Origin of the sequence: Polynucleobacter sp. HIN7, from assembly GCF_030297595.1 — a bacterium.
Lineage (GTDB): Bacteria > Pseudomonadota > Gammaproteobacteria > Burkholderiales > Burkholderiaceae > Polynucleobacter.
Genome location: NZ_AP028138.1, coordinates 1,400,388 through 1,425,417 on the forward strand (window position 1 = coordinate 1,400,388; position 25,030 = coordinate 1,425,417).

22 protein-coding genes, 1 other RNA gene, 1 pseudogene and 1 riboswitch are annotated in these 25,030 nt (G+C 48.5%); of the genes and pseudogenes, 11 read left to right on the top strand and 13 right to left on the bottom strand.

The window, feature by feature from the left end; translation table 11 throughout:
- Positions 1–3: 3 nt before the first annotated feature.
- A complete protein-coding gene (gene hemC / locus QUE64_RS07050) occupies positions 4–933 on the bottom strand; it encodes a hydroxymethylbilane synthase (RefSeq protein WP_286225113.1) in 930 nt (309 codons plus the stop codon).
- 53 nt (positions 934–986) lie between these two features.
- Here hemC and argH point away from each other — a divergent pair, with 53 nt between their 5' ends.
- The gene (argH, locus tag QUE64_RS07055) at positions 987–2,414 is read left to right on the top strand and encodes an argininosuccinate lyase (protein WP_286225114.1); all 1,428 of its coding nucleotides are present in this window, start codon (positions 987–989) and stop codon (positions 2,412–2,414) included.
- A 9-nt stretch (positions 2,415–2,423) separates the two neighbouring features.
- Here argH and QUE64_RS07060 read toward each other — a convergent pair whose 3' ends face one another.
- Genes QUE64_RS07060 through QUE64_RS07070 form a run of 3 tightly spaced genes read right to left on the bottom strand, consistent with a single transcriptional unit; the run spans position 2,424 to position 6,146 of the window.
- Entirely contained in the window at positions 2,424–4,676 is a 2,253-nt protein-coding gene (locus QUE64_RS07060) for an arginine/lysine/ornithine decarboxylase (protein ID WP_286225115.1), read from the bottom strand.
- A gap of 6 nt (positions 4,677–4,682) precedes the next feature.
- Complete coding sequence (dcd, locus tag QUE64_RS07065; protein ID WP_286223373.1) at positions 4,683–5,249, bottom strand: dCTP deaminase; 567 nt, start codon at positions 5,247–5,249, stop codon at positions 4,683–4,685.
- Between the two features lie 48 nt (positions 5,250–5,297).
- The gene (locus QUE64_RS07070) at positions 5,298–6,146 is read right to left on the bottom strand and encodes a formate dehydrogenase accessory sulfurtransferase FdhD (RefSeq protein ID WP_286225116.1); all 849 of its coding nucleotides are present in this window, start codon (positions 6,144–6,146) and stop codon (positions 5,298–5,300) included.
- A gap of 96 nt (positions 6,147–6,242) precedes the next feature.
- On the opposite strand from QUE64_RS07070, the gene metG reads away from it, so the two are divergent.
- From metG to panC, 4 genes are all read left to right on the top strand, one after another.
- Positions 6,243–7,901 (top strand): methionine--tRNA ligase, encoded by a 1,659-nt coding sequence (gene metG, locus QUE64_RS07075; protein ID WP_458574680.1) that lies wholly within the window; start codon positions 6,243–6,245, stop codon positions 7,899–7,901.
- A gap of 67 nt (positions 7,902–7,968) precedes the next feature.
- Positions 7,969–8,157, top strand: coding sequence for a DUF3460 family protein (locus QUE64_RS07080; protein ID WP_108508900.1), 189 nt, complete (start codon positions 7,969–7,971; stop codon positions 8,155–8,157).
- Positions 8,150–9,004, top strand: coding sequence for a segregation and condensation protein A (locus QUE64_RS07085; RefSeq protein ID WP_458574702.1), 855 nt, complete (start codon positions 8,150–8,152; stop codon positions 9,002–9,004). Before QUE64_RS07080 ends, QUE64_RS07085 begins: the two co-directional genes overlap by 8 nt.
- Complete coding sequence (panC, locus tag QUE64_RS07090; protein ID WP_286225117.1) at positions 9,001–9,870, top strand: pantoate--beta-alanine ligase; 870 nt, start codon at positions 9,001–9,003, stop codon at positions 9,868–9,870. The genes QUE64_RS07085 and panC overlap by 4 nt, the downstream gene beginning before the upstream one ends.
- 3 nt (positions 9,871–9,873) lie before the next feature.
- Here panC and QUE64_RS07095 read toward each other — a convergent pair whose 3' ends face one another.
- The 6 genes from QUE64_RS07095 to QUE64_RS07120 all read right to left on the bottom strand — a co-directional run bounded on the left by QUE64_RS07095 (position 9,874) and on the right by QUE64_RS07120 (position 16,479).
- Positions 9,874–10,809 carry a methionyl-tRNA formyltransferase gene (locus tag QUE64_RS07095; protein ID WP_286223378.1) on the bottom strand — a complete coding sequence of 312 codons (936 nt, stop codon included), beginning with the start codon at positions 10,807–10,809 and terminating at the stop codon, positions 9,874–9,876.
- A complete protein-coding gene (frc, locus tag QUE64_RS07100) occupies positions 10,809–12,056 on the bottom strand; it encodes a formyl-CoA transferase (protein WP_286225118.1) in 1,248 nt (415 codons plus the stop codon). The genes QUE64_RS07095 and frc (QUE64_RS07100) overlap by 1 nt, the downstream gene beginning before the upstream one ends.
- 102 nt (positions 12,057–12,158) lie before the next feature.
- Positions 12,159–12,590 (bottom strand): PAS domain-containing protein, encoded by a 432-nt coding sequence (locus QUE64_RS07105; protein ID WP_286226194.1) that lies wholly within the window; start codon positions 12,588–12,590, stop codon positions 12,159–12,161.
- Positions 12,591–12,652: 62 nt separating this feature from the next.
- Positions 12,653–13,903: a formyl-CoA transferase gene (gene frc, locus QUE64_RS07110; RefSeq protein ID WP_286225119.1), complete on the bottom strand. Its 1,251-nt coding sequence runs from the start codon at positions 13,901–13,903 to the stop codon at positions 12,653–12,655.
- A gap of 37 nt (positions 13,904–13,940) precedes the next feature.
- Positions 13,941–15,677 carry an oxalyl-CoA decarboxylase gene (gene oxc, locus QUE64_RS07115; protein ID WP_286225120.1) on the bottom strand — a complete coding sequence of 579 codons (1,737 nt, stop codon included), beginning with the start codon at positions 15,675–15,677 and terminating at the stop codon, positions 13,941–13,943.
- A 184-nt stretch (positions 15,678–15,861) separates the two neighbouring features.
- On the bottom strand, positions 15,862–16,479 hold the full coding sequence (locus QUE64_RS07120) for a Crp/Fnr family transcriptional regulator (protein WP_108508908.1): 618 nt from the start codon (positions 16,477–16,479) through the stop codon (positions 15,862–15,864).
- A gap of 75 nt (positions 16,480–16,554) precedes the next feature.
- Positions 16,555–16,758: riboswitch (cobalamin riboswitch) on the top strand.
- Positions 16,759–16,884: 126 nt separating this feature from the next.
- Here QUE64_RS07120 and QUE64_RS07125 point away from each other — a divergent pair.
- The 6 genes and pseudogenes from QUE64_RS07125 to QUE64_RS07145 all read left to right on the top strand — a co-directional run bounded on the left by QUE64_RS07125 (position 16,885) and on the right by QUE64_RS07145 (position 21,042).
- Positions 16,885–18,861 carry a TonB-dependent receptor domain-containing protein gene (locus tag QUE64_RS07125; RefSeq protein ID WP_286225121.1) on the top strand — a complete coding sequence of 659 codons (1,977 nt, stop codon included), beginning with the start codon at positions 16,885–16,887 and terminating at the stop codon, positions 18,859–18,861.
- Positions 18,862–18,913: 52 nt separating this feature from the next.
- The gene (locus tag QUE64_RS07130; protein WP_286225122.1) at positions 18,914–19,450 is read left to right on the top strand and encodes a hypothetical protein; all 537 of its coding nucleotides are present in this window, start codon (positions 18,914–18,916) and stop codon (positions 19,448–19,450) included.
- A gap of 19 nt (positions 19,451–19,469) precedes the next feature.
- Positions 19,470–19,709, top strand: a complete 240-nt coding sequence (locus QUE64_RS07135) for a hypothetical protein (protein ID WP_108508911.1) — start codon at positions 19,470–19,472, stop codon at positions 19,707–19,709.
- Positions 19,690–19,920 (top strand): annotated as a pseudogene (locus tag QUE64_RS09090) (cell division protein ZapA); the annotation flags it as partial. The gene QUE64_RS07135 and the pseudogene QUE64_RS09090, both read left to right, overlap by 20 nt.
- A gap of 84 nt (positions 19,921–20,004) precedes the next feature.
- A non-coding RNA gene (gene ssrS, locus QUE64_RS07140) (6S RNA) lies at positions 20,005–20,220 on the top strand.
- 3 nt (positions 20,221–20,223) lie between these two features.
- Positions 20,224–21,042: a sulfite exporter TauE/SafE family protein gene (locus QUE64_RS07145; RefSeq protein ID WP_286223385.1), complete on the top strand. Its 819-nt coding sequence runs from the start codon at positions 20,224–20,226 to the stop codon at positions 21,040–21,042.
- On the opposite strand, the gene QUE64_RS07150 is transcribed toward QUE64_RS07145, so the two are convergent.
- From QUE64_RS07150 to QUE64_RS07160, 3 genes are all read right to left on the bottom strand, one after another.
- Positions 21,039–22,562: a malonate--CoA ligase gene (locus QUE64_RS07150; RefSeq protein ID WP_286223386.1), complete on the bottom strand. Its 1,524-nt coding sequence runs from the start codon at positions 22,560–22,562 to the stop codon at positions 21,039–21,041. The two genes, QUE64_RS07145 and QUE64_RS07150, sit on opposite strands and share 4 nt — an antisense overlap.
- Before the next feature lie 27 nt (positions 22,563–22,589).
- Positions 22,590–23,576 carry a Bug family tripartite tricarboxylate transporter substrate binding protein gene (locus QUE64_RS07155; protein WP_286225123.1) on the bottom strand — a complete coding sequence of 329 codons (987 nt, stop codon included), beginning with the start codon at positions 23,574–23,576 and terminating at the stop codon, positions 22,590–22,592.
- 114 nt (positions 23,577–23,690) lie between these two features.
- Positions 23,691–24,995, bottom strand: a complete 1,305-nt coding sequence (locus QUE64_RS07160; protein WP_286225124.1) for a malonyl-CoA decarboxylase — start codon at positions 24,993–24,995, stop codon at positions 23,691–23,693.
- Between the last annotated feature and the right edge of the window lie 35 nt (positions 24,996–25,030).

The following is a 25,030-nucleotide window of genomic DNA, read 5'->3' on the forward strand; positions in this document are numbered from 1 at the left end:
GATTTAGTGCGGCAATAAGGCTGCCGCCCCCTTCGCAATCAGATCATCAGCAATCGCCAGGCCAAATGCTTCCGCTTCTTGATAATTGCTGATCGCACGCGAACCAGAAGCCAAACAAATTTGCCGACCATCAGTACTGGCCACATAGGAGCGCATCGAGAGCTCTTGCGGGTTTTGCCATTGTGCGTGAGCCGCCAGAGGCACCTCGCACGAGCCACCCAATTTACGTGATACCGCCCGCTCGGCGGTCACTGCGAGAGCGGTTGGTAAATCATTTAAAGGCGCTAGCCAGGCTTTCACATCAGGGCGTGCACTTAAGGTTTCAATGCCTAATGCCCCTTGGCCAGCAGCTGGGGTATGGGGATCATAAGGCAACAGTGCTTTAATGCGAGCACCCATCCCTAGGCGCTTTAAGCCAGCGGCAGCCAGAATAATGGCCTGGTATTCACCGCGGTCCAGCTTGGCCATCCGCGTATCTAAATTACCGCGCAATGGCTCAACCCGTAAATGAGGATACTGACTCCGAATAATCGCTTCACGCCGCAAGCTTGAGGTACCGACCACTGCTCCTGCGGGTAACTCAGCCAAGCTGGCATAGTCATTGGATACCAAGGCATCGCGCGCGTCCTCGCGCACCATGATGCATGAAAGATCAAAGCCCTCTGGCATCACCATCGGCACATCTTTTAATGAGTGCACGGCAAGATCAGCGCGACCATCTTCCAGAGCGGTTTCCAGCTCTTTTACAAAGAGTCCTTTGCCCCCCACTTTGGAGAGGGCGCGGTCTAAGATTTGATCGCCTTTGGTGGTCATTCCTAGGATGATGACCTCGCAGCCGGGGTACAACTTTTTAAGGCATGCTTGAACATGTTCGGCTTGCCACATGGCAAGCCTGCTCTCACGAGAGGCAATAACTAAACGCGTTGGGCTCATAGGGCAACTTCAGAATTAAAATAAACTGTTACGACACACAATATACTGTGTTTATGAGCTCATCCAAAAATTCTTTAGCCAATAAATCCAAAGCGTGGTCTGGCCGCTTTGCTGAACCCGTCGATTCCCTAGTTCAGCACTACACTTCCTCACTGGCCTTCGACCAGCGGCTAGCCCTTGTGGATATTGCCGGATCTCTGGCCCACGCCGAGATGCTGGCTGCCCAGAAAATCATTTCGAAGGCTGATTTCATGGCCATTCAAAAGGGCATGGCCCAGATCGAAAAAGAAATTGTGTCTGGACGCTTTGATTGGCAATTAGCCCTTGAAGATGTTCACCTCAATATTGAAGCTAGGCTTACCAAATTGATCGGGGATGCGGGCAAACGTCTGCATACTGGCCGCTCACGCAATGATCAAGTCGCCACCGATATTCGTTTATGGCTAAGAAGTGAAATTGATTTAATTTTGGGTGACCTCACACGTTTACGCGAGGCATTTCTCAACTTGGCGGAGCAACACGCCAATACCATCATGCCGGGTCATACCCATCTGCAAGTAGCTCAACCCGTGACATTTGGACATCATCTGCTCGCTTACTACGAGATGTTTACCCGTGACGCAGAGCGCTTGGCCGATTGCCGTGCGCGAGTGAACCAATTGCCTTTGGGTGCCGCCGCTCTGGCTGGTACCAGCTATCCGATTGATCGGGCCCGTGTTGCCAAAACCCTGGGTTTTGATGGAGTCTGCCAAAACTCGCTCGATGCAGTGTCTGATCGTGATTTCGCAATTGAGTTTTGTGCAAACGCTGCAATCCTCATGATGCATGTCTCCAGATTATCTGAAGAGTTGATTTTGTGGCTCAGCCCACGCTTTGGTTTTATTGATTTGCCAGACCGGTTTTGTACCGGCAGCTCAATCATGCCGCAGAAGAAAAATCCCGACGTCCCTGAGTTAGCCCGTGGCAAGACCGGGCGGGTGAATGGTGATTTGATTGCTCTTCTCACCCTCATGAAAGGACAACCACTTGCCTATAACAAAGATAATCAAGAAGATAAAGAGCCTCTCTTTGACGCCGTCGATACAGTTAGCCAAACGATCCAAATTTTTGCAGATATGGTCCCTCACATCAAGGTTAATCAAGCCGCAATGGAATACGCAGCAGAAGAGGGTTTTGCAACCGCTACGGATCTGGCCGATTACTTGGTTAAGCAAGGATTGCCATTTCGGGATGCGCATGAGGCGGTTGCTCATGCAGTCAAACGCTGCGTTGAGAAAGATTGTGCTTTAAGCGATCTCACTCTGGCGGAGCTCATTAAGGCTTGCGGATTAACCACCAAATCTAAGTTAATTACTCAGGATGTGTTTGCGGTATTAACCCCTAAGGGTTCAGTGGGTGCCCGCAATCATGTGGGAGGTACTGCCCCCAAACAGGTCATTGCAGCTATTAAACGTGCCCGCACCGCCCTGAAAAAGAAGTAATTAAACTCGTTAAGCACGCACGCAGTCGACGTAGTAACCGTTATTGCCATCGGCATTTTTAACTAGGCCATGGATATCGGTTTCAAAGCCCGGGAACCGTTGGTTAAAGTCACGTGCAAAGCGTAAGTAATCCACAATCGCTTTATTAAAGCGCTCACCCGGAATTAGCAGTGGAATGCCCGGGGGATATGGTGTTACCAGCATGGCGGTAATGCGACCCTCAAGCTCATCAATCGGTACTCGGTCAATGTCTTTATGGGCCATCTTGCTCCAGGCGTCGCCTGGAATCATCGCTGGCTCCATATTCGAGAGGTACATTTCAGTGGTCATGCGGGCTACATCGCGGCTCTTATAAAAAGAATGAATTTGCGCAGAAATCTCTTGTAGTCCCACGCGTTCGTAACGGGGGTGCTTAGCAACAAACTCAGGCAGCACCTTCCACAGGGGTTGGTTCTTATCAAAGTGATCCTTGAACTGTTGCAACTCGGTCACCAGAGTATTCCAACGCCCTTTGGTAATACCAATCGTGAACATGATGAAGAATGAATAGAGCCCGGTCTTCTCAACAATCACGCCGTGCTCGGCCAGGTACTTGGTCACGATACTTGCCGGAATACCAATCTCACCAAAATTACCTTCAATATCCAAGCCCGGAGTAACCACCGTTGCCTTGATCGGATCAAGCATGTTGAAGTTCTTGGCCAAAGGACCAAAGTCATGCCAATAGGCGTTGGGCTCCAAAATCCAATCGTCACGCGTTCCAATGCCCTCTTCAGCCAAATGATCTGGGCCCCAAACCTTAAACCACCAGTCAGAGCCAAACTCCTCATCGACCTTACGCATCGCACGCCTAAAATCTAAGGCTTCCGCAATCGACTCTTCAACCAAGGTGGTGCCACCGGGTGACTCCATCATGGCTGCCGATACATCGCATGAAGCAATAATCGCGTACTGAGGACTGGTCGAGGTATGCATCAAGTAGGCCTCGTTAAAGCAATCTCGATCAAGCTTGCGCTCCTGGGCATCCTGCACCAAGACTTGGGAGGCTTGCGATAAGCCAGCGAGTAATTTATGGGTTGATTGGGTTGAGAACAACAAACTCTTTTGTGGAGGTTTACGATTCTGACCAATCGCATGCATGTCCTGATAAAAAGGATGAAAAGCTGCATGCGGTAACCATGCTTCATCGAAATGTAAGCTATCGACCTTACCATCGAGCATGGACTTGATCATCTCAACGTTATAGACAATCCCGTCATAGGTGCTCTGGGTTATGGTTAAGACCCTTGGAACAACATTTTTATCTTTGATAAAGGGGTTAGCCGCAATCTTTTTCTGAATATTGGCCCACTCAAACTCTTCTTTTGGAATAGGCCCAATAATGCCAAGATGATTACGGGTGGGCATCAAAAATACTGGGATCGCACCCATCATCATGATCGAATGAATCACCGATTTATGGCAATTGCGATCGACTAGAACCACATCGCCCGGAGCCACTGTCGAGTGCCAAACAATTTTGTTCGAAGTCGATGTGCCATTAGTGACAAAAAACAAATGGTCTGCATTGAAGATACGTGCGGCATTGCGCTCGCTGGCCACCACGGGTCCGGTGTGATCTAAGAGCTGACCTAACTCTTCCACCGCATTACAGACATCGGCACGCAACATGTTCTCACCAAAAAATTGATGGAACATACGACCAACAGGGCTCTTCAAAAAGGCAACGCCTCCTGAGTGCCCCGGGCAATGCCAGGAATACGAACCCTCGGAGGCATAGTGAGTGAGCGCCCGAAAGAAAGGGGGCGCTAAGGAATCAAGATAGACCTTAGCCTCACGAATGATATGGCGCGCCACGAACTCAGGCGTATCTTCATTCATATGAATGAAGCCATGCAACTCACGCAGAATATCGTTGGGAATATGGCGCGAGGTACGGGTCTCGCCATACAAAAAGATCGGAATATCTTCATTGCGCTTACGCACTTCAACGACAAACGAGCGCAGGTTGGCAATTGCTGGTAAATCGCTATCTTCAGGATCCACCACCGCATCAAACTCTTCATCGTCAATCGACAAAATAAAGCATGATGCTCGCGAGGCTTGCTGCGCGAATGAGGTGAGATCACCGTAACTGGTCAAACCAATTACCTCAATTCCTTCCTTCTCAATCGCAACTGCAAGGTCACGAATACCAGAACCCGAAATGTTCTCGGAGCGAAAGTCTTCATCAATGATGATGATCGGGAAACGAAATTTCATGATGGCTTAGGTTTTGGGTAACGTAACGCCGTGTTGGCCTTGGTACTTACCGCCACGATCTTTGTAAGAGGTACCGCATACTTCATCGCTCTCAAAGAAAAGGACTTGAGCGCAACCCTCGCCCGCATAAATTTTGGCTGGCAATGGAGTGGTATTCGAAAACTCCAGAGTGACATAACCTTCCCACTCGGGCTCAAACGGTGTGACATTGACGATGATTCCGCAACGCGCATAGGTACTCTTGCCTACGCAAATGGTTAACACATTGCGAGGGATCTTGAAATACTCCACCGTTCTTGCCAAGGCAAAGGAATTGGGGGGGATGATGCAGACATCACCCTTGAAATCCACAAATGACTTTTCATCAAATTGCTTCGGATCCACAATCGTGCTGTTGATATTGGTAAAGATCTTGAACTCATTCGCGCACCGAATGTCATAGCCATAACTTGATGTGCCATAACTCACAATTTTTTGCCCTGCGGCGTTCGTCCGAATTTGGCCGGGCTCAAAGGGGCTAATCATGCCCCCCTCGGCCATCCGGCGAATCCAATGGTCAGATTTAATAGTCATGGCGGGATTGTAAGACTTTCGTGCCCAAGTGGACACAAACCCTCGCTTTCAGGTCGAGGGTGTCTGAAAAACCACACGCTCTGGGGCGTTGTAGATCTCAAAGTGCTTACCGGAGCAGCGCGAGAGCAAGGTTAAATGGGTCTTTTTGGCCAGCTCCAAGCCCATCTGCGTAACCCCGGAACGGGTCAGCAAAAAGGGAATACCCATCTGAGCCCCCTTGATCACCATCTCCGAAGTTAGGCGCCCGGTCGTAAAAAAGATGAGGTCCTCACCATGGCGCTTAGCCAACCAAAGTAAGCCCGAAATGGAGTCAACTGCATTGTGCCGGCCCACATCCTCAATCAGATGCAAGAGTCTGACCCGATCGTCCCCAGCACGCTCAAATACCGCACAGGCATGCACAGAGCCCGCTTTCTTGTAGATGGTTTCATGAGCCCGGATTTGCTCTAAGAGATCCACAATCGCCGCCTGATGAAGCTTAGGGCCGTCTGGTAGCCGAATCTGGGCCATATCCTCCATCAGCCCACCAAACATGGTGCCTTGGCCACAGCCCGTGGTCACGACACGCTTACTGGTGATTGCATCAATATCGACTGTGGCTCTGCGGGTCTTCACCGCCGCTGAGTCGGTTTCCCAATCAACCTGAATGCTCTCAATATCCTCAGCCGACTCCACCAATCGTTGGTTGCGTAAATATCCTAGGACCAAGGCCTCGGGCGCCGCACCCAAGGTCATGAGGGTTACCACCTCGCGCTTATCCAAGTAGATGGTCAAGGAGCGCTCGCCTGGAATAAAGGTTGTTTTCTGACGTCCTAACTCATCAATAATCGCCACCTCATGAACCACGGGTACAGAAGCGTTGGTCATTGCAATAGTGGATTGCGAAGTCTTACTCATCGGCGGTCTGATCTTTGTCCATCATCGATACCCCACGGTATCTCACCATACACTTTAACCGCAGTCTAAAATCAATGTTTAATAAGAATGATTGATATGCGTCAACTGCTCGTCACCTCCGCCCTACCCTACGCTAATGGCCAAATCCATATTGGACATCTCGTGGAATACGTACAGACGGATATTTGGGTTCGGTTTCAAAGAATGCGTGGCCATGAGGTGCATTACGTCGGTGCCGACGATACCCACGGCACCCCGATCATGCTGCGGGCTGAAAAAGAGGGGATTACGCCCAAAGAGCTAATCGACAAGGTGTGGCATGAACACAAGCGGGATTTTGATCACTTTTTGATCTCGTTTGATCATTACTACACCACCGATAGTCCCGAGAATGAGCAGTTATCGCGGGAAATTTATCTGAAGTTGCGAGAGGCAGGATTGATTGAAAAGCGGGCCATTGAGCAAGCTTATGATCCCGTCAAAGAGATGTTTTTGCCTGATCGCTTCATTAAGGGTAATTGCCCTAAATGCGGTGCGGCCGACCAATATGGCGACTCATGCGAGAAATGCGGCGCAACCTACGCGCCCACCGATCTCCAGAATCCATACTCCGTGGTAAGTGGTGCTACGCCAATTCGTAAGGTCTCGGATCATTATTTTTTCAAACTATCCGATCCGCGTTGTGAAGCATTTTTACGCGAATGGACCCAAGTAAAAACCCCGCTACAGATTGAAGCCAAGAACAAGATGAAAGAGTGGGTGGGCACCGAGGGGGATAGCAAACTATGTGACTGGGATATTTCGCGTGATGCGCCCTACTTTGGCTTTGAAATCCCCGACGCGCCCGGTAAATATTTTTATGTATGGCTTGATGCTCCCATTGGCTATTACGCGAGCTTCCTAAAGTATTGCAAGGAACGAGGCCTTGATTTTGCAAACTGGGTTAAGCCCGATAGCACTACCGAGCAATACCATTTCATTGGTAAAGACATTTTGTATTTTCATACGCTCTTTTGGCCTGCGACCTTGCACTTTTCAGGCTATCGCACACCCACCAATGTTTTTGCTCACGGATTTTTAACCGTGGATGGCGAGAAGATGAGTAAATCACGTGGCACGCTTATTTCTGCCAACAGTGTGATTGAAGCTGGTCTTAATCCTGAATGGTTTCGCTATTACTTTGCAACAAAGTTGAATGCAACCATGGAGGATCTGGATCTAAACCTCCAAGATTTTGTGGCACGCGTTAACAGCGATCTTTTGGGGAAGTACATCAACATCGCTAGTCGTACCGCTGGATTTTTAGTAAAACGCTTTGAGGGTCGAGTTACGGATGCAGCGATGACGCATCCATTACTAGAATCGATTGCCAATGCAAGTGACTCAATCGCAGATCTTTATGAATCTCGCGAATTTGCAAAAGCAGTACGTCAAATCATGGAGCTCGCGGATCTGGTCAATGCCTACGTCGATGAGAACAAGCCTTGGGAGCTTGCCAAGGATCCCCAAGGGTCAAGCAAACTACATGAAGTGTGTAGCGTCATCCTAGAATCTTTCCGTCGCTTGAGCTTGTATTTAAAGCCTGTCTTGCCAAATCTTGTTACTCAAGTTGAAGAATTTTTATCGATTGAGCCCATGCAATGGCACGACATCCGCAAATCATTAAAGAGCGACATGGCCATTAAACCTTATCGTCATTTAATGACCCGGGTTGAGCCAACCCAGGTCGAGACTCTCCTCCAATTAAATCGCTAAGACTCCCCAAAAATCGTTAATAATGAAGGGTGTTGGAATTTGTTTTATTAGCTAAGTTATTGATTTTATGAAGAAATATAAATCTCAAGCCACCTTGTTTTTAGAAAAACTCAAGTCTCAAAATCCCCATCTGGAACAAGCGCAGCGTGAAGGTCGTGCCCTATTGTGGGATAAGCCTGCACTGAGCCCCGAAGAGATTCGACGCAACCAACTGGCTAAAGTCAAGCAACGCGCCTACGTATATGGCAATGACTGAGGAGCTCGAGCCGCTCCCCAATGGTCCATCAGAAGAAAAAATTGATGGCTTAAGCTCTGCCTTTGCCAAGCTGTATGGCGAACCGCTGTTTCAGTTACCAAATGATTTATATATTCCACCAGATGCTCTGGAGGTTTTTCTAGAAGCCTTCGAAGGTCCACTGGATTTGCTGCTGTATCTAATTCGTAAACAGAATTTCAATGTCCTCGATATTCCAATGGCCGAGGTCACGCAGCAGTACCTCAGTTATATCGACCAAATCCGTCATCACAATCTTGAACTGGCGGCCGAGTATCTCCTGATGGCAGCGATGCTCATTGAGATTAAATCGCGCATGCTCCTGCCCATGAAAAAAGCAGACAGTGATGAAGAGGTCGAAGATCCACGCGCTGAGCTAGTACGGCGCTTACTGGAATACGAGCGCATGAAATTAGCTGCCCAAGAACTTGATCGCATTCCGCAAGTGGGTCGTGACTTTCAGGTGGCTCATGGCTATGTCGATACCAGTGTTGCAGTCACGTGGCCCGAGGTGAACCTTGAAGATTTACAGATGGCCTGGCGTGATGTCTTACACCGTGCCAAACTTAATCAACACCACACCATTACACGCGAGCAGTTATCGGTTCGTGACTTCATGACGCGCATTCTGCGGCGCTTACAGAACACCCGCTTTGTCGAATTCAGCGAGCTATTTGAGGATGCCATTCGTTCTGGTAATGGTGTCCCCGTGATTGTGGTGAACTTCATTGCGATGCTTGAACTCTCCCGTGAATCTCTCATTGAAATCACGCAAGCCGAGCCCTACGCGCCCATCTACGTCCGACTGGCCTATACACCAAGCGCATGAAGATCGTTACCGATATTCAAGAACTGCGCGACCAGTTGCGCGGCCAAAATCGTGCCTCCTTTGTTCCTACCATGGGTAATTTGCATGCAGGGCATCTCTCCTTAATGCGCATTGCAAGGCAGCACGGTGATCCAGTAATTGCCAGTATTTTTGTAAATCGCCTGCAATTTGGTCCTCATGAAGATTTTGATCAATACCCGCGCACTCTAGAGGCGGATGCCGAGAAGCTTGAAAAGGAAGGGGTTTATGTACTCTTTGCCCCCACTGAGAAGGTCTTGTATCCCGAGCCACAGGAATACCGTGTGGATCCACCCAAGCAGTTGGGCGATATTTTGGAAGGCGAGTTCCGTCCAGGATTCTTTAAGGGGGTTTGTACCGTTGTCCTAAAACTATTCTCCTGCGTTCAGCCGCGCGTTGCGGTCTTTGGCAAAAAGGATTACCAGCAATTGATGATTATTCGCCAGATGGCCCATCAATTTGCCTTGCCCGTTGAGATTGTGGCTGGTGAAACTATTCGGGCTGATGATGGCTTGGCACTATCCTCGCGCAATGCCTATCTCAGTGATGCCGAGCGCGCTGAGGCCCCGCATTTGCAAGCCAGTCTGCAACAACTACGGTTAGAGGTTTTAGATGCCATTCATCGGGCTAGTAACCCGAAACCTCTAGATCAATCCCTGCGTGATCTGGAAAAGAAGGCTAGCAGTGCCCTGACACAACGTGGCTGGCAACCTGACTACATCGCGATTCGTAAACGCGCCGATTTGCTAGCACCCAGCCATGATGATTTACTGGCAAAGAAAGAACTTGTTATTTTGGCAGCCGCCAAACTTGGCAAGACCCGCCTGATTGATAATCTCGAGATCTAAGGTTTAAGCGTCAAAGAACTGGCCGACTTGAATACCGGCTGCACTGGCACACTCAGAGCCAGAGACTTTGGAACCTTTTCCAACTTTGGCTTTCAGAACCTCGATCTGGCCGCCATGGCAGGCCACCTTAAACGAGTCTGAGCTAACCTCAACCACTTCGCCAGGCTTACCCTTAACCGATCCGAAGGTCGGGGTGACATGCTTGCGCACATCATAGATCTGAACCTTCTCACCATTAAGCGCAGTCCATGCACCTGGGGCTGGATTGCATGCCCGAATCAAGTTATAGATTTGGCTGACGTGATTTGACCAATGAATCCGAGCGGCGGCTTGGTCAAACCACCCTTCATAATTTGCTTGCGACTCATCTTGCACAATCTCTTGATGCTTGCCGGCCGCTACGAGGTCAGCTGCTTCCAATAATGCCTTTACCCCCAATGGGAAGAGATGATTAAAGTACACCTGACCCAGGGTATCGTCTGGACCAATTGGCACTTCCTTTTGCAAAATGATTTCACCCTCATCTAAACCATCTGAGGGTCGAAAGATCGTTAATCCGGTTTTGGTTTCGCCCAAAGCAATCGACCAACCAATAGCGCTGGGACCACGGTATTTTGGCAACAGTGATGGGTGATACTGAATCGTGCCAAACCGAGGAATCTTCACTAAATCCTGGGGTACAAATTGCAATACATAGGCCATCACACAAATATCAGCCTTGCTATCGCGCATTGCATTGGCAGCCTCAGGCCCCTTGAGACTAGGGAACTGGAGCATATTGAGGCCCCGAGCCAAAGCGGTCTCTTTAAGGATCTCGGGCTTGGTGGCTTTCGGATTATCGGGTGGACAAAACACAGCCACCACCTCATCCCCACGCTCCAGAAAAGCCTCGAGTGCGGCCTTACCAAAATCTTGACTGCCAATCAGTGCAATGCGCATTAGATGACTTTCTTATGTCGTAAATCAATCAGATCATCGATATTAAAGCCAAGTTCTTGCAAGATCTCATCGGTGTGCTCGCCCAATAGAGGGGAACGAGTGACCTCGGTGGGGCTATCCGATAGTTTGATCGGATTACCAACCGTCAAATACTTACCTCGAATGGGGTGATCAACTTCCACCACCGTACCCGTGGCACGTAAAGCAGGCTCTTCAGCAATCTCTTTCATCGAGAGAATTGGGCCACAGGGCACATCATATTGATTGAGAATATCCATCACCTCAAACTTGGTCTTGGTCATGGTCCACTTCTCAATCTCTGCAAAGATTCCCATCAGACGTGGTAAGCGCGCCATTGGCGACGCATAATTAGTATCGGTAATCCAATCCTCACGACCAATCACTTTACAAATGGCTTCCCAGACAGCTGCTTGAACCACGATGTAGATATAGGAATTAGGATCAGCTTCCCAGCCTTTACACTTCAAAATCCAACCGGGCTGGCCGCCACCAGACGCATTGCCCGCGCGAGGCACTGCATCACCAAACTTACCATTGGGAAACTGTGGATACTCTTGCATCGTGCCGTTACGCTCCAAACGCTGTTGGTCACGGAGCTTGACGCGGCAAAGGTTGAGAACCGCATCTTGCATGGCAGCATCGACCTTTTGCCCCTTGCCAGAGTGGGTGCGATGATAAAGTGCGGTCACAATACCAAGCGCCAAGTGCAAACCAGTTCCACTATCACCAATCTGCGCACCCGTTACCATGGGTGGGCCATCATCAAAACCCGTGGTTGATGCAGAACCGCCCGCACATTGCGCAACGTTCTCATACACCTTGCAATCCTCATAAGGCCCTGGTCCAAATCCTTTAATCGACGCCATGATCATGCGAGGGTTGAGTTCTTGAATGCGCTGCCAGGTAAATCCCATGCGATCCAAAGCGCCTGGAGCGAAGTTCTCAACCAAGACATCACACTGCTTAATTAGACGCTCCAGAATATCCTTCCCTTCTGGTGTTTTGGTATTCACGGTAATCGAGCGCTTGTTGTGATTGAGCATCGTGAAATACAAGCTATCGGCATCAGGTATATCTTGGAGTTGATTGCGTGTTGCATCACCCTCACCCGAGCGCTCCACCTTAATGACATCCGCTCCAAACCAAGCGAGCAACTGGGTGCACGTCGGCCCAGATTGAACGTGCGTAAAGTCGAGGATCTTAATCCCCTCAAGTGCTTTAGCCATAAAAAAGTCCTAAAAAGTATGAAAATATGATGAAAGCCATTTTACCAGTGCTGGTATTAGCCAAAAATGGTGTTCGATGACCAATTTGAGTCAACACGCCAATTAAGCCCCCGGCTTGGATTCCAGCTCGATCAGACGCTTTTTGAGTTCTTTTTCCTCCAAGAATCGTGCGGTCTCATCCCGAATCACCGCAACCACACCGTTAACCCGATGATGTTCATCATGAAGCATGGCGACCGTGAATGCGATCGACAGGGTATGCCCATCTTTATGAATAGCTGGCACTCGCAGGGTTTGCTTGCTGTACTTTGTGGTGCCTGTTTCCATCGAGTGGTGATAGCCTTCCCAATGACGCGCCCGAAATCGCTCCGGTGTAATGATGTCTAGATTTTGTCCCAAGGCCTCTGCCGCGGTGTATCCAAACATTTCTTCGGCAGCACGATTCCACAGGGTAATTTTGCCTGCTACATTGGACACCACGACAGCATCGCCAATCGCCTCAATCAGCTGATGAAGATCGACCTCATCCTCCATGATCCGCTCTCCTTGAAAAACAAATGGCGCCCGCAGGCGCCATTGCTTAATCACGAATACGATTAGACTGCTTTTGCTGCATGCAACTGAGCAATTTGGTCTTTGCTGTAGCCAAGATCTGAGAGAACTTCATCGGTGTGCTCACCCAAAACTGGGGATGGCTTCACTTCAACTTTCAGTTCGGAGAACTTAATGGGGCTACCAATTGTCAGGTACTTGCCGCGTACTTTGTGATCCACTTCCACGATGGAACCGCTGGCACGCAAATCAGGTGACTCAGCAATCTCTTTCATCGAGAGTACGGGTGCGCATGGAATATCGTACTTACGCAAGATATCAACCGCTTCGTACTTGGTCTTATCTTTGAGCCAATCTTCAATGGTTGCGAAGATGTCAAAAATCTTATCTTGACGAGCTTCTGCAGTCATATAGGCTGGATCGGTTGCCCACTCCGGCTTACCGAGAGCTTTGGTAATTGGTTCCCAAGCATGACCTTGAATCGTGAAATAGATGTAGGCATTTGGATCAGTTTCCCAGCCTTTGCACTTTAAGACCCAGCCAGGCTGTCCGCCACCACCGGCGTTACCGCCACGGGGCACGACATCAGTAAATTTGCCATGAGGATACTGTGGGTACTCTTCGAGATAACCGACGCGATCCAAACGCTGCTGGTCACGCAACTTCACACGGCAGAGGTTCAATACGGCGTCTTGCATTGAGCAAGCCACTTTTTGACCTTTACCGGTCTTTTGACGATGCATGAGGGCAGTCAAAATACCAATCGCCAAGTGCATACCGGTATTGCTATCGCCCAATGCGGCAGCAGATACGGTGGGGGGGCCGTCCCAGAAACCAGTGGTCGATGCAGCACCGCCAGCACACTGAGCCACGTTCTCATACACTTTTAGATCCTCATAGGAGTGACCGTCGGAGAAGCCTTTTACGGAAGCCAAGATCATCTTGGGGTTCAATTCCATAATGCGATCCCATGAGAAACCCATGCGATCTAAGGCACCAGGACCAAAGTTCTCAACCATCACATCAGAAACTTTAATCAACTTCTCGAGCACTTCTTTACCCTGAGGAGTTTTGGTATCCAAGGTTAAGGAACGCTTGTTACCGTTGAGCATCGTGAAATACAAGGCATCAGCATCCGGAATATCGCGCAACTGACTGCGGGTCACGTCGCCAGAGCCGGGACGCTCTACTTTAATGACGTCGGCACCATAAAAGCCAAGCAATTGGGTGCAAGCAGGACCTGCTTGTACGTGGGTGAAATCGATAATCCGAATTCCGTCTAGTGGTTTACTCATCTTGAATCTCCTTTGGACTCTTTATATCAATTAATGATTACTTCTTAGTTGCAGTAGAAGCTGGGTTGAGGTTGGTTAAACGACCACTCTCAGTACCGGCAGTTTCATCGATCACAGCATTGATGACGGTGGGCTTGCCAGAAGCTAATGACTTGTTCAATGCATCAGTCAACTCCTCAGGGGTGGTGACGTTATATCCGACTCCACCAAACGCCTCCATCATGATGTCGTAACGGGCATTCTTCACAAACACGGTTGGCGCAACATCAGAGCCACCCGTGGGGTTCACATCAGTACCACGGTAAACGCCGTTATTGTTAAATACCACCGTGATGATTGGCAAGTTATAACGGCAGATGGTTTCGAGTTCCATGCCGCTAAATCCAAATGCGCTATCACCCTCGATCGCAATGACCGGTAACTTACTTACCACTGCGGCGCCGATGGCGTAACCCATACCAATACCCATAATGCCCCAAGTTCCGGAGTCAAAACGCTTACGTGGCTTGTACATATTGACGATGCTACGGGCATAGTCAAGCGTATTGGCACCTTCGTTCACGATATTGACTTCGGGATTGGCCTTCACCACTTCGCGAATTGCACGCAATGCGCTGTGGAAGTTCATAGGCGATGGGTTCTTGGAGAGTGTCTCCTCCATCTTGGCAATGTTCTTCTCTTTTTTCTCGTTGATTGCATTAATCCATTCAGCGCTGGGCTTGGGAACGCTTGCAATTTGCTTCAAGATCTCAGTCACACACGAACCAACATCACCAATGACAGGTGCTGCGATCGGAACGTTACTATCGATTTCGGTCGGTGCGATATCAATTTGAATAAATTTCTTCAAATGATTGCCCCAAGTTTTACCTTTACCATGAGCCAATAACCAATTTAAGCGGGCACCAACTAACATCACCGCATCGGCTTCTGCCAACACAAATGAACGCGCTGCGGATGCGCACTGTGGGTGGTTATCGGGTAATAAACCCTTGGCCATGGACATTGGCAAATAAGGAATGCCTGATTTCTCAACCAAATCTTTGATCTCTTGGTCGGCTTGCGCATAAGCAGCGCCTTTACCCAACAAAATCAAGGGGCGCTTAGCATTCTTCAATACATCGATAGCGCGCTTGATCGCGTCTGGAGCAGGAATCTGCTTCGGTGCTGCGTCAATCACGCGGAACAATGATTCTTGTCCCTTTTGAGCCGGAATACTTTGTCCCAATAACTGTGCAGGCAGGTCGAGATAAACGCCGCCTGGACGTCCAGAGACCGCAGCACGAATGGCGCGAGCGACACCAATGGCAATATCTTCTGCCTTATTAATCCGGTAAGAAGCTTTCGCATAAGGCTTAGCAGCATTGAGCTGATCCATCTCTTCGTAATCACCCTGTTGCAAGTCCACAATCTCACGCTCGCTCGATCCAGAAATCAAGATCATGGGGAAGCAGTTGGTAGTTGCATTAGCAAGGGCAGTCAGACCATTTAAGAATCCGGGGGCCGACACCGTTAAGCAGATGCCAGGCTTTTGGGTCATATAACCAGCAATCGCTGCAGCATTACCAGCATGCTGTTCGTGACGGAAGCCAATGAAGCGCATTCCTTCCGCCTGGGCCAAACGTGCTAAATCGGTAATTGGAATACCAACGAGTCCAAAAATGGTATCGATATCGTTGGCCTTTAAGGCATCGATCACTAAATGGAAACCGTCGGTTAATGGGGTATCTTCTGCAGCAGCATTGGCAGAATGCTCTTTCGTCGCTGTCAACATAACGTTGTCTCTCTCCGTGGGATTGGTTGTCTTCAGCATTGCCTCCATAAAAGAGTCTCCGCTGAACTGAAACGAATCTTAGGACTCATAGATAGCTTCAGCATTGACTTTCGTCAATTTCCCCTAAAATCCAATAAAAACCTAGGGTTAGAGCCTACTCAATCCCCTAAAAAACCCTTTTATTTTATATAAATAGCTCTTTGTGTTTACTCTTTAAACGGCTTAGAGTTTCGGGCGAAAGATTGAGATAGGCGGCTAATTCTTTCTTGGGCAAAACATCGAACAAGTTTTCATATTTCCGCAAAAATCGCTCGACTCGGCCCGGGGCATCGAGCATGTGCAGGGTAATGGTGTGCGCCATGATTTCACTCATGAGACGCATTACCTCAAACTCGAAACTTTCTTTCAGTTTTGGATGATTCTCTAGAAACTCAGCCCACTTTTTAAGCGGCATCCTCGCCACCCTTGCCTTGGTAACCGAAGCGATGCTGTATGGAGCGGCGCGCTGTAAGCGCCAAGCGGCGTAGCTGGTTTCAATATCTTTCTCAATGGCAAAACGCAAGATCATTTCTTTTGCATCGGCACTCGACACAATGCGCTTCAAGATTCCATCGAGAACAAAATACTGCTCCATTTGATAGTTACCTTGGCGCAATAAGATCTCGGATTTCTTCAGATCCGAGATCTCAAGAGAGCTCTCTAATTCAGCCATGCTGCCCGGGTCTAGATTACGCAGGACAATGTTTTGGCTTAGCTGCAAGCGAATTAGGTTTTTCTCTGGATGTCTGTCTAGTATGGTCATTGAAATATGTGCTTGAACCTCTCATTGTAAGCCTTTCAACATCACATATTCGGGTTATTCCTAGTCGCAGATAGGGTAATATAGGGCTGTCGTGGTGCCCAAATGCTTGCATTTGGGTTAAACGGGAAACACTACCCAAACGTGTGCTGCCCCCGCAACGGTAAGTGAATGCGCTAGTCATTTAGCGCTATGGTTTGATAAGCCACTGTGTGTCAATACATGGGAAGGCCAAATCTAAAGTTCACCAGCCCGGATACCGGCCAAGACAGGTGGAATTTCGCGGACGGGGATCTTCGCGCGCCAATATAGGGTCCTCGCACACCCTCATTGACGCTCATCCCTATTCCGAATTCTGTATCGCCCGCTAACGGGGAGGTTGGCAGGCATTACAACTTGGGATTCATCATGCAACCTTGCCGTAACTCTTTCGGAGCCAAGAACCGTTGGCGCCTATCTGCACTCACCCTCGCCTCAACCCTTGTTTTCAGTAACCCAACTACATTTGCTCAAAGCAGCAGTGTCTCGGTCAGTACAGCCAATAATCCAATGGATCCGGTAATTGTCACTGCAACTCGTACCCCCACGCGTGCCAATGACGTTCTAGCTGACTACGTCTACATCGGCCCCGAAGAAATTGCTGATGCGGGGCAAACAAGTCTAGTGGAGCTATTACAGCGACAAAGGGGGGTGGAGATTTCTACTATTGGCGGCCCGGGGTCAGCAGCAAGCGTGTTCTTGCGGGGATCAAACTCCAATCAAGCTCTTTTATTAGTCGATGGCGTTCGCAGTCAAGCTGCGGGAACGGGTGGATTTTCTTTACAAGCAATTCCACTTGGCATTATTGATCGAATCGAAATCATTTTTGGGCCGCAGAGTAGCTTGTATGGCTCTGACGCTATTGGTGGCGTCATTCAGATATTCACCAAAAAGGGAACAGGGCCTTTTCAAGCGAACGCTTCAACGGGATATGGCAGTTATGGCACGAGTATTACGGATGCAAGCCTCTACGGTTCCTTTGGGGATACCAAGACAACTAGCTATGCCCTCAGTGGATCCCAAGAGATTTCTACTGGATTTACTTCAGTTGCAGCAAATAACGTTTGCAATCCCAATACTCAATCAAGGGCGACTCTGAACAGGAATTTTTGTGGCAATGGCCTAGATATGAATCGAACCGGCTATACAAAGAGTGGTGGCGCTGGTCGTATTGCCCAGGAATGGGATCGTGGTCAAGAGTTTGGATTTCAGTTTTTGGCTTCGCGACTCGACAATCAATATCCCGTTGCTAATTTTTATGGTGGCGGTATAGGAAGCCAAATTAGTAATTTGGGGATCTTTTCTTTGTTTTCGAATAATCAAATCAACAAAGACTGGAAAAGCATGCTTCAAATCTCCCAATCAAATGATTACTCACAAAACCTCTATAGCTCCGGGAATCCTGTTTATAAAACAAAGCAGATGATTTATTCCTGGCAGAACGATATCAAAATTGGCAGCGATTTGTTGCAACTCGTTGCCGAGCGAAAAACTTTAAACGGGTATTCGAATGATGGTGGAATTGTCAGTCAAAACCAAAATACCAATACCGTGGCAGGTTCTTATCAACTTAAGCGCGGATCTCACTTAGCAAACCTCGCGCTTCGCAATGACAGTATTACCGGATATGGGCCACAAACAACCGGTAGCGCATCGTATGGCTATTTTTTCTCTAAACAAATTCGAGGCAATATTAATTACGGCACCGGCTTTAAGGCGCCCTCGTTTAATGATTTGTATTTTCCAGATTACGGCAATACAAATTTGCAAGCGGAAAAGAGTAAAAATACCGAGATTGGTCTGCACTATGAATCTAGCAAATTAGATCTACATTTAATTGGATTTAATAGCACCATCACCAACCTCATTCAGTACACCACCACGGCTCCCCCGTGTACGATTGCACAACTCAATGGTCCAAACTATGGTTGTGCTGGAAACGCTGGCGTTGCAAAAATCTCTGGTGTATCGGTTGGCGGCATTGCAAAGTTATCAAGTCTTCGCTTAAAGGCGTCCTATGATCAGCAAAATCCAATTGATCAGACTACTGGGTTTTTGCTAGCAAAACGTGCTCGTCAATTCGGAAACCTTGGCGCCGAGTACCGCTATCGGAAAGTGAATATGGGTGCCGAAGGAACTTTCCAAGGTGGTCGCTATAACTCTGGTAACTCCGGTTATATGGGCGGCTATGCGATCTTCAACTTGTATGGCAATTACGAGTTTGCCAAAGATTGGTCGATCTTTGGTCGTTGGAACAATATCTTCAATAAGGATTACCAGCTGTCCTATGGATTTAATACCCCGGGATCGAACCTTTTTGTCGGGGTTCGGTACGCCATGAAATAAAGGATTTTTGCTAATTTAGGTCTAAAATAGGCTCATTACTCAAGGAGGAAACATGTTTAATCTTTCGACCAAACAGACCGTTGGGATTGCAGTCGTTTTTTCCTTGATTCTGTGGGCTACTCGAGGTCAGCATGTGGCCTCCATGATGAGTCTGCCGGATGCCACCTGGGCAATCGCCTTTATGCTTGGCTTTTTATTGAGCCCGATTCTTTTTCTAATCGTTTTAGCTCAGGCTTTTGTGATCGACTACTTGGCGATGGGCAGTTACCTCTTTAACTTTGCCTACGCAGCCCTGATCCCTGCATATTTAGCACTTTGGCTAGCTGGTCGGTGGTTGCGGCAGCACTTCGAACTGCAAGGTTTTAGGATTGGTCAATTTGTTGTGGCCCTAATTGGTGGCGTCGCCATTTGCGAGCTGATCTCGAGTGGGGCTTTTTATTTCCAAAAAAGCAATGCCTCACTATTAGGATTTGCTGAATTGTTTGGCACCTACTTCTTTGGTAATTTGTTCTTCACCCTCTGCTACGTTGCTGTTGCCTCGCTAGCGTTCTATCTGGTGACCGAGACCTCCAAAAAGAAATTAGCCTAGTTCTGATACGATCTTGTTTATGTCGCAAGATTCCATCGAGCAAACGCTCCGACGTCTTTCTGAGAAGTTAAAAATGGTGAATGCCTCCGTTGAGGCATTACGAAACGATCGCGTTGCCCTTGAGTCAAAAATTGAGGATGCCCAAAAGCGTATTGAGCACATCCTAAAGCGCCTACCAGAACAAAGCGATTCTCGCCAAATGAACCTGTTAGGCGATAACGCAATCATCGATAAAGACCATGACCCAACAACGCATTGAAGTGAGCCTTGCTGGCCATAAAATCACGCTAGCTACATCAAGCGATCATGAGCCATTACTTCGCGAGGCCTGCACCTTAGTAGATGAACAGATTAAGTTAGCTCTAGCCAGTGGTAATAAAAGTATTGAACGGGCAGCCATGATGGCGGCCATTAAATTAGCGGGTGACCTGATTCAAGCTCAGCAATCTTTGGCACAAGCAGCCAACGCCCCCAAGGTTGACCCCGAACAACTGACTTTGATTGAGCAGGAAGTCAATGCGCTTGAACAGCAAGTCGATTCCCTGATCAAAACACTTTCCCTGCCTGGTGCGCCAAGGCCAATAGTTCCTTGAACCGATGCGTAAGCATACGGAACGGGTATTGCAGTATGGGCGCGAGCGTCTGATCGATTTACAGTGTGGGCTAGTCCGATACTCCCTGAGTCATTTGATGCACCCGAAGTATTGCTACCGTGCCACCTTGAACTTTAGGGTTCAGGATGACGGTCTAGCGACCAAGGCGGGGATCCTTGCATGTTTCTGACTGATATTGCAATCCTGCTGGTTTGCGGAGCCTGTGCAGGGTTCTTAGCGGGTCTGCTTGGGATTGGCGGGGGAATGATTTTGGTCCCCTTCATGATCATTGTCTTTAATCACCAGGGCTTTAGCCAAGACATCATTGTTCATATGGCCATTGCCACTGGAATGACCACCATTTTGTTTACCTCACTGTCAGCCATTCGGGCGCATCATCGCCATGGCTCAATTGACTGGAAACTGGTTGCGGGCTTCACCCCCGGAATCATTGTGGGGAGTTTTTTAGGAGGTAGCGAACTATTTGAGGCATTCAATACTGGCTGGCTCTCCCTCTTCTTTGCCATCTTTATTGTGTACACCTCGATTCAGATGTTCATCAACAAAAAGCCCAAGCCCGAACGTGAGCTACCTGGTAAGGTCGGCTTATTCTCTTATGGCGCCTTCTCCGGAGGGCTATCGAGCTTACTAGGTGCCGGTGGCGCCTTTGTCACCGTGCCATTCATGATCTGGTGCAATGTGAGTCCCCATGTCGCAATGGCAACCTCCTCGGGGCTCGGATTTCCGATTGCGCTTGCCTCAACCTTGGGTTACGTCTTTGGTAGCTTTGGTCGGCCCGACTTACCGGCAGGATCTTTTGGCTTCATTTATCTACCGGCCGTTGCCTGCATCGTAGCAACGAGTATTTTTACTGCCCCACTTGGAGCAAAATTAGCTCGCAAGCTCAATGTCGTTCAACTCAAGCGAGTCTTTGGGGTAATGCTAATGTTCTTGGCGCTCTTTATGTTCAATGAGGCCCATAAAGCGCTTGGCGCTTAATGGCTGTACTGCTGGCGCAATACGTTCTTTTGGACCTTACCCATGGCGTTTCGGGGTAAGTCGTTGACAATTTCAACCCGCTTGGGAACTTTGAAGTTTGCAATCTTTGACTTGAGAGCATCGATCATCGATTGGCTATTGAGTTTGGCGCCTGGCTTTGGAACCACCACGGCCATGACCGCCTCACCAAAGTCTTTATGCGGAATCCCAATCACCGCGCTTTCCTCAACCCCATCCATGTCATCAATAAAACTCTCAATTTCTTTTGGATAGACGTTGTAGCCACCCGAGATAATTAAATCCTTATTGCGACCCACGATGCACAGATAGTGATCAGGCACTTTACCGGCACTGGTTTCACCGCCCCAACGACCCACATCACCCGTTTTAAACCAACCGTCTTTAGTGAACTCCTCAGCGGTCTTCTCAGGCATGCGCCAGTAGCCCTTAAATATATTCGGACCGCGCACTTCAATGGCACCAATCTCGTTGACATCACAGAGTGATCCGGATTCATTCACGACACGAACCTCAACTCCAGGAAGAGGAACGCCAACGGATCCCCCAACTCTGGCACCCTTATACGGATTAGAGACCAACATCACAGTCTCACTCATACCATAGCGCTCAAGAATAGTATGACCAGACACTTTCTGGAAATTATTAAAGGTCTCAGTTAATAAAGGTGCGGAGCCTGAAACAAAGAGGCGCATGTTTTTACAGACGCTCTGATTAAAGTTCGGATCCAGCAGAAGGCGTACATAGAATGTTGGCACGCCCATCATGACGGTTGAGCGTGGCAAATGCTTAATGAGTTGTGCAGTATCCAAACGAGGCAACCAAATCATTTTGCTGCCGTTTAATAAAGCGCCATGGGCAGCAACAAACAATCCGTGCACATGGAAAATGGGCAGAGCATGCAAAAGGACATCACCTTTTTTCCAGCCCCAAAACTCTTTTAATACCAGGGCATTACTACCCAGGTTACCGTGCGTGAGCATGGCACCTTTACTGCGACCTGTAGTACCGGAGGTGTACAAAATAGCAGCTAGTTCGTCGTCGGCTTTTTTAACGGTCTTAAATTGATCGGAACACTGAGCAGCGCGATCTAAAAGTGATCCGGTCCGATTCTCATCGAGGGTGAATACATTTTGAGTGCCGCTCTTAAATGCAATCTTTGAAATCCAAGAAAAGTTCTTGGAACTGCAAACGACAACGGCTGGTTCTGCATTCTCTAGAAAATACTGAATCTCAGACTCTTGATACGCCGTGTTCAAGGGTAAGTACACATACCCGGCACGTAGAGTGGCCAGATATAAGAAAAGTGCCTCTGGGGATTTTTCAACTTGGACAGCAACTCGTGAGCCTTGGGGTAACTTCAAGCTCTTAAGAAGATTTGCCATCATGGCCGTGGCGCGATCGAGATCGCGCCACGAGTAATACAGTCCGTCTTGGGTTTCTAGTGCACAGTCCTCGCGATTTTTAGGAAAGCCAGACTCTAATAATGCGTATAAGTTCACTCAAAACCCTTGACTACGAATACAAAATTAATCGAGCTTAGCGCCTGATTTCTTAACAACCTCAGCCCAACGGGTTACGTCAGACGCAACTTGCTTACCAAATGCCTCTCCGTAAAGATTTGGATTATCCGCACCGTTTTGAGCCCAAATCGCTTTCAACTTTGGTGAGTTAAGAGCCTTTTGAACCTCAGCTGTCATCTTATCGATGATTGGCTTTGGTGTGCCAGCAGGAGCAAACATACCGTACCAAGTCGAAACGCGATAGTCAGGCAAACCAGCTTCTACAAATGTTGGTACGTTTGGAATTGCTGGATTGCGCTTCTCAGAAGCAACGGCGATCGCAAACAACTTACCAGCATTAATTTGTGGGGCGGATGTTCCCAAGCCATCGAATTCCAAATCAACCTGGCCAGCTAAGAGGTCGCTCATTGCGGGACCTGCACCACGATACGGAATATGAACAATGAAGGTGCCTGTTTGGATCTTAAATAACTCACCAGCTAAGTGATGCACTGTGCCACTACCGGCGCTGGCAAAGTTGTATTTACCAGGGTTCTTCTTCATAAGAGCAATGAAGTCTTTTAAGTTACGAGCACTCACACGATTGGGGTTTACTACCAATACCTGTGGAACGCTGGCTAAAAGAGCAACTGGAATGAAGCTCTTTTGAATGTCATAGTCCAAGTTCTTGTACATGGAAGGAGCAATGGTGTGATGGGATGCGCCAATAAACCAGGTATAGCCATCTGGTGCTGCTTTCGCTGCAACCGATGCACCTACCGTACCACCTGCACCACCACGGTTATCAATAATGAACTGCTTACCCAATTGCTCGGTTAACTGAGCAGCCAAAGGACGGGCGAATGCATCCGTGCCACCACCCGCTGGGAATGGGTTCAAAAATGTGACGGTTTTTACTGGCCACTCTTGCGCATGAGCGGTGCTTGATAAGCCCACTACTGCTAATAAGCTAAGCACGAGGCCCGCTATTTTTTTCTTCTGAATTAATGCCATTATTGTCTCCTCTTCAATTCTTATAAAGGGTAAAACGATTGCGAACATCATTCTAAATCGAACTTCAAAAACTAGGGCAAAACCCCTAAAAGTCTTATATAGGACTTGTTAGGCTTATGTTTTGATCAGCTTACCAACCGAACGGGAATAAATAATATCGCCGTTCACGAAGCGCTCATGATTTTCCTCAACGCTCGACAGATCATACAGATAATTCACCATTAAACCAGCGGATTGCCGCAGGCCATTTTTGGACAAATCACCCGCCCAATTAATTTGATGCAGCTTGGCACCATTACCTAGATGGAATTTAGCGACAGGATTGCCGTCCCGACTTGGGGTAACCACGGTCAGATAAATCGCGGTTAAAGCCATCAGGGCAGCCTTTTCGTCCTCACTGCATTGATCTGGATGCCAGGACTTGCCTAGCTTATCCATCCAATTAGCACCATTGAGTTTCAAAAGTTCAAGCGCCTCGTCACGGGCCTTACGAATCGCCGGCTTCATTTTGTCAGAGCTTGGCAGGTCGCCCAAATGGGCTCCATCGGTAATCCACTCCATGAGGCCCGGAATCGGGGATAGTGTCACAAAGGTTTTTAATCCCGGGAACTCGGCATGGAGTTGCTCAGCAACGCGCTTAATTAAGAAGTTGCCCATCGAAACCCCCCGCAGTCCAGACTCGCAGTTACTAATGGAGTAAAACGCAGCCACTTTGAATTGGTTGGTTTGCTCTACAGGGATAGATTTTTTATCCACTAAAGGCATGATGGCAACTGGAATCTCGGGAAGCAGAGCAACTTCCACGAAGATTAAGGGCTCATCCGGTAGCTGGGGATGGAAAAAGGCAAAACAACGCCGATCGGGTTGCAAACGCCGGCGCAGATCATCCCAGCCATCAATGGCATGGACGGCCTCGTGGGCAATGATCTTCTCCAAAATCTCTGCCGGTGACTTCCAGTCAACACGGTGCATCTTCAAAAACCCAGGATTAAACCAGGACGACAAGAGGTGTCGCATGTCGTAGTCCAAGCCCATTAACTCCGGTTTCTTATTTAGTAAGGTCAAAAGATCGCGACGCATTTCGACGACTGCAGCCGTACCACCCGGAGCTCGATTGAGGCGCCTTAAAAGCTCTTGGCGAGGGGATTCAGAGATCTTCTGCAGGCGAATGTAATTTCTTGCATTTGGATCTGCCGCAAAACTTTGCGCTGCCTTCGTCAGTTGCTCAGCATCAATATTGAATTGTTCAGCGAGCATCATAAAAAATTTAGAACGGTGATCGGCATTGAGCTTGCGGTAGCTTGAGATCACATCTAAGGCCATACTGACAGCGTTTGATTCACCCCGCTCAGAAATAAGCTGGCGAACCGCACTGTTGGCTCGAGATAGGTAACGGGTTTGGGCAATTTTCTCTAGCATGCTGACAGCATAACCAGATTTTGTAACAGGGGCTT